Genomic DNA, 5,935 nt, shown 5'->3' on the forward strand with positions numbered 1-5,935 from the left:
AAAAAATAGAAACACACATCAAATCTCGTGTATAATTTAAATAGCGAAAAAAAATAATAAGGAGAAATGATATGTGTTCTAATGCTAGTATAACAGAAAGATTACATACACCCTATTAGTATATATGTTGTCTTTTTGAGGAAGTGGCGATGAATTTCTAAGTATCAGAAAAGAACTTGCCAAATAGAACAAAACATCGCTGTGAGATTCAGGGGTAGGAACTATAACAGGTGTAACCGACAAAATAGTTACTCAACATTAATTGTTTACAAATAATAATAATTATGGTAAACTACACTTAACCAAAGGAAGAAGGCTAAATAATGAGAAATAGAATTGAAGAATATAGAAAACCTTTAGGTTTATCCCAACATAGATTAGGCAAAAAGGTTGGAATATCAAGAATAAGTATAAATCATATAGAAATAGGAAAAACAGTCCCAAGTCTAAAAACTGCAAATGATATAGCAAACGCTTTAGGAGTTTGTATGTATCAGATTTTCGACTTGGATGGAGAAGAAACATATAAGTGTCATGACCATAATTGTTGTTAACAATTATATGATTACATTGTGTAAAGGGGGGAAATTTATGAACTATAATAATCCTCAGAGGTATAAAAATGGAGACTGATTACTTTTCGATAGACAGGTTTAGTAATTTATTATGAATAAAATCGAAAGGTAGGTAAGTAAAATGTTAAAATGGACTAAAACATATTATGTTAGTGTAAATGTACCAGCTATTCGTAGTTATTCTGAAGATCATTAGGTGTGGCTATGAGGAACATTGCTTATATTTGTAAATGCTGTTTGGGAGTAAGCTTTGCATTAATTATTATATATCTAGTAAAAATATGTGTATTTGGTGATTATATTGCAGAAGCATTAACTGCTAGGGCGTTACCTTTATCAATAACATTAGTAGCTATATCAATTCTATTTTTCTCTATAGGACATAAAAATAGAGAGTAGATAGCCTTAGCTGAAGGTTGCACAAAATATGGGTTAGGGTGAATTTAAGGTTGTATATTTGGTTGTATAAAGAATAGCGTTGGTGAGAGGACTTTCTCTACCAACGCTAATTTTTTACAACCATAATTTAATAGATTTTATTGATTCAAATTATCACCAACGTTATTTGACATAGAGCCCTTTTTATCAATGTTTGTACATGGTGTAGAGACTTCTTAATCCTTGAGCTAAACCAAACACCATAAAAAAAAATGATAGAATAGTCATTGTTATTGTCACTTCGCCATAATTTAGAAAACTTTTTAAAAAAACCATAGCTCCAAGAATACCAGTAATTATTTGCAGTATTGCTAGGCTAATATTAAATTTATTATTCATAGTTGACAATCCTTTCTAATAATTTAAACCTACTTACTTATAACTTTTAACTTTAATTTTATTTTCATATTGGCTTAAACATGATAAATAATATTTATATCGCCCTTATACCTTTGAGGATTTATATATTCCATAAAAACCCCTCCTTACAATTTATTTACAAACTGGCCAATTTAGTTATAAAGATTTTTTTATTTATGTATATCATATATACTATAAAATATCAACCATATTTTCAGAAAATTCTCCTTTTTTTATTTTGTGCGATTCAAATTATACATGAGATTTGATGTGTGTTCCTATTTTTTTGCAAAAAATTTAGCGTTGGGAGAGAATTTTTTCTCTCACCAACGCTAAATATTATACAACCATTTTAACCAGCCTTCCTGATAATCAAATATTTATTTTTTAACTGTCTGATTGGCAGATTAGCCATAGAAGGCCAATTTACAGAAAAAATTACATACACTCTAATCAATTGGATCTAGCTGAATTAGTAACTGCTTGTCTACTACCATGTCATTTACAGCAACCTTTATGTCGTTAATAACACCTGCAGACTTAGCAACTATGTTAGTCTCCATCTTCATGGCTTCAATTACTATTAGAGGCTGATTGACTTCTACTTCATCACCCTTCTTAACTAATAACTTAACCACCTTACCTGGTATAGATGCTCCGATCTGGTAAGGATCATTCATATCAGCCTTTTCAACGCTCTTGATTAGGCCTGTATAGTTGTTATCCTTAATATCCACATCTCTTAGCATACCATTAAGCTCAAATGTTAGAGTCCTCATTCCATCTTCCTTAGGCTCTCCAATATCCACTAGCTTTATAGTTAAGTTCTTACCTTCTTCTATCTCTACCTCGCATTCCTGGCCAATGTTTAGACCGTAGAAGAATACGTCAGATTCAAGCTCACTTACATCATTAAAGTCCTTAACGTGGTTTACATAGTCATCAAATACCTTTGGATATAGGGCATAACTTAGGGCCTGCCTCTGAGTTGGATTTTCTATTCCAAGGTCATTCTTTATGTGCTCCTTAATAGCATCAAAGTCTTCTGATGGCAATAGTGAACCCGGTCTCGCTGTAATAGCAGGTTCTCCCTTTAGAACAACTTCCTGAAGTCCCTTTGGTACTCCACCTGCTGGCTGACCAATCATACCCTTGCAGTAGTCAACTAGTGAGTCTGGGAATGATAAGTTCTTACCTTCTTCTAATATATTTTCTTCTGTAAGGTTGTTTTTAGTCATGAATATAGCTAAGTCTCCTACTACCTTTGATGATGGAGTAACCTTGATTATATCTCCAACTACCCTGTTGGCAACCTTATAGTTTTCCTTAACTTCTTCAAACCTATTTACTAGACCTAGAGCATCTGCCTGTGGCTTCAAATTAGTGTACTGGCCACCTGGTATTTCAAAGTCATATATTTCAGCATTTGAGTTAGTAAGGTCACTTTCAAACTTGTAGTAAATCTTTCTTAGGTCCCTATAGTACTTGCCTAGCTCATTATAGCCAAACATATCTATATGAGGGTCCCTGTCTGTAAACTTCAAGCCTTCTATTATAGCATTTAGTGATGGCTGTGAAGTTATACCTGCCATTGACTCTAGGGCTGCATCTACTATATCTACTCCTGCCTGTGAAGCCATTAGTAGTGTGGCAACACCATTGCCACTAGTATCATGCGTATGTAGGTGAATTGGGGCCTTTACATTTTCCTTTAGTGCCCTGATTAATTCATACGCAGCATATGGCTTTAATAGACCAGCCATATCCTTTATACCTATGATATCTGAACCAGCTGCTTCTAATTCCCTAGCCATATTCACATAGTAGTCTATAGTATACTTAGTCTTGTCTGGGTCAAGGACATCTCCTGTATAACACATAGCTGCCTCAACTATCTTACCAGTTTCCTGGGCTGTAGCCATCGATTGCTTCATGTTTTCTGTCCAGTTTAATGAGTCGAATATCCTAAATACGTCTATACCAGAGTTTGCACTCTCCTTAATAAATTCGGCAATTACATTGTCTGGATAGTTTTTATAGCCAACACCGTTCGATGCTCTCAATAGCATCTGGAAGTTGATGCTCGGTATTGCTTCTCTCAACCTATGTAGTCTAGTCCATGGAGACTCCTTAAGGAACCTGTAGGCAACGTCAAATGTCGCTCCACCCCACATTTCTAAAGAGAACATATCCTTCTGGTAGTGCTCAGTAGCCTCAGCTATATTCATCAAGTCAAAGGTTCTAAACCTAGTCGCTATCAATGACTGGTGGGCGTCTCTCATCGTAGTATCAGTAAATAGAAGCTTCTTTTCATTCTTTATTTCTTCTATATAGGCCTTCTTACCTAGTCTTAGCAACTTGTCCCTGCTACCCTCAACCTTGGCAATTTCTCTAATCCTTGGCTCATATAGGGTATCAAATACCCTTCTTTCTTCACACTTGTTTTCATTAACTACTACGTTACCTATAAACTTAAGTAACTTAGTTCCCCTGTCCTTACTTTCTTCAATATCAAATAATTCTGGGTTTTCATCTATAAACTTTGTAGAGCATTCTCCTGCTATAAATCTTGGGTCTAGTAGTACATTTACTAGGAAGCCAACATTAGTCTTTACTCCCCTAACTCTCATTTCCTTTATAGACCTTACCATCTTGTTGATAGCACCCCTAAATGTTCTATCGTAAGAAATAGTCTTTACTAGCAGAGAGTCATAGTATGGGCTGATAACCGCACCTGTGAATCCATTACCTCCATCTAGTCTGATACCAGACCCTGAACCAGACCTATATACCTGTATCTTACCCGTATCTGGCATGAAGCCCTTCTTTGGGTCTTCTGTTGTAATTCTACACTGGATAGAATATCCCCTTACCTGAACATCATCCTGACTCTGTATATTGATTTCTGGGTCAGATAACTTGCAGCCTTCTGCAATTAGAATCTGACTCTGTACTATATCTATACCTGTAACTTCCTCTGTTACTGTGTGTTCAACCTGAACTCTAGTATTCATTTCTATAAAATAGTAGTCTCCATTTTTGTCTACCAAGAATTCTAGAGTACCAGCATTTGTGTAACCAACATGCTTAGCTATTCTAACAGCATCCTCACATATTCTTTCCCTTACATCAGGATCTAGAGAAAATGCTGGTGCAAATTCTATAATCTTCTGGTGCCTTCTCTGAACAGAACAATCTCTTTCATATAAGTGGACGATATTTCCGTACTTGTCACCAAGAACCTGAACTTCTATATGCTTAGGGTCTTCTATATACTTTTCTATAAATATAAGGTCTTCTCCAAATGCCTTTCTTGATTCACTTCTTGCATTTTCAAACTCTATTTCAAGATCTTCTACACGGCGTACGATTCTCATACCTCTACCGCCACCACCGTTAGATGCCTTAACCATTACTGGGTAGCCTATCTTTTCAGCTACAGCCTTGGCCTCCTTTACAGTCTTTAGGGCCTTTTCAACACCTGGTATTGTAGGTACGTTTGCCTCATGTGCAACAATCTTTGAATTTATCTTGTCACCAAGCTTTTCCATTATAGAAGAGTCTGGCCCTATAAATGTGATTCCGTTTTCTTCACACTTCCTAGCAAACTCTGCATTTTCAGACAAGAATCCATAACCAGGATGGATAGCATCTACCTTTTTCTTCTTAGCTAGGGCTATGATTCCATCTATGTCCAAATAAGCATCTACTGGTCCCTTGCCTTCGCCTATAAGGTAAGATTCATCTGCCTTAGTTCTGAATAGGGCGTACTTATCTTCTTCACTATATATACCAACACTCCTAATCTGCAACTCTGCACAGGCTCTGAAGATTCTTATGGCAATTTCGCCTCTGTTGGCTACCAAAACTTTGTTAAACTTTTTAAGCATATGTCAACCTCCACTTTATTTTTAAATTTAATACCTCTATTATATACCAGTTTCGGTTTATTTTAAATACCTAAAATCAAATTTTTTATAAAATAATGATTTATAAGGCAATTCCTAATTATTAAAGGCTTGTAATACGTACATTCCATAGATAAATAAAGGTTTTCCCAATTTTTTGGCTTAATTCTTGACTTTTATATGGTGTAAATTTTGCTAGATTTAGTAAAATTGCAATATTTTTAAGTTCATCTGTCAATTTTATCCTATTATCTCACTATTTCGTCCAATATATAGCCTATTATTTGCTGTTTCTAGCGTTTGCCTTGCATTAATCTGTCAAATTTATGACATGAATTATTTCGAATATTCATCAACTCTTCATTTATATTGTTCGTTAATTTTTGTTTGTTTTCATCTTAGTCCTATAGTAGATGCTAATGATAAATACACTCTTACTAGGTGATTAATTTCATATAAGTAGACTATTACTAAGAGATCACTTTCACATAAACTATCATCCCTAAATATAGGCACAAAAAAAGACCCTAGTAAAAACTAGAGCCTAGTCACATGGCTACGTCCTATTCTCCCAGGCAGCTTCCCACCAAGTACCTTCAGCGCTAAGGAGCTTAACTTCTGTGTTCGGAATGGGAACAGGTGTATCCTCCTTGC

The 5,935-nt window shown here is 35.2% G+C and carries 2 protein-coding genes and 1 rRNA gene; 1 reads left to right on the forward strand and 2 read right to left on the reverse strand.

Going from position 1 to position 5,935, the window contains the following annotated elements; all coding sequences use genetic code 11:
* Positions 1 to 323: 323 nt before the first annotated feature.
* The gene (locus ACW6OJ_RS07195) at positions 324 to 554 is read left to right on the forward strand and encodes a helix-turn-helix transcriptional regulator (protein WP_304086221.1); all 231 of its coding nucleotides are present in this window, start codon (positions 324 to 326) and stop codon (positions 552 to 554) included.
* 1,268 nt (positions 555 to 1,822) lie between these two features.
* Here the strand turns inward: ACW6OJ_RS07195 and ACW6OJ_RS07200 are convergent.
* Both ACW6OJ_RS07200 and rrf read right to left on the reverse strand, forming a co-directional pair.
* Positions 1,823 to 5,263, reverse strand: coding sequence for a pyruvate carboxylase (locus ACW6OJ_RS07200; RefSeq protein ID WP_456096158.1), 3,441 nt, complete (start codon positions 5,261 to 5,263; stop codon positions 1,823 to 1,825).
* A gap of 568 nt (positions 5,264 to 5,831) precedes the next feature.
* Positions 5,832 to 5,935, reverse strand: a 5S ribosomal RNA gene (gene rrf / locus ACW6OJ_RS07205); the annotation flags it as partial.

This window comes from Peptostreptococcus sp. (genome assembly GCF_977045075.1).

Bases quoted from the DNA above. Each gene is read 5' to 3' on its own strand.
- ACW6OJ_RS07195 (WP_304086221.1), top strand. From the start codon at position 324: ATGAGAAATAGAATTGAAGAATATAGAAAACCTTTAGGTTTATCCCAA.
- ACW6OJ_RS07200 (WP_456096158.1), bottom strand. From the start codon at position 5,263: ATGCTTAAAAAGTTTAACAAAGTTTTGGTAGCCAACAGAGGCGAAATT.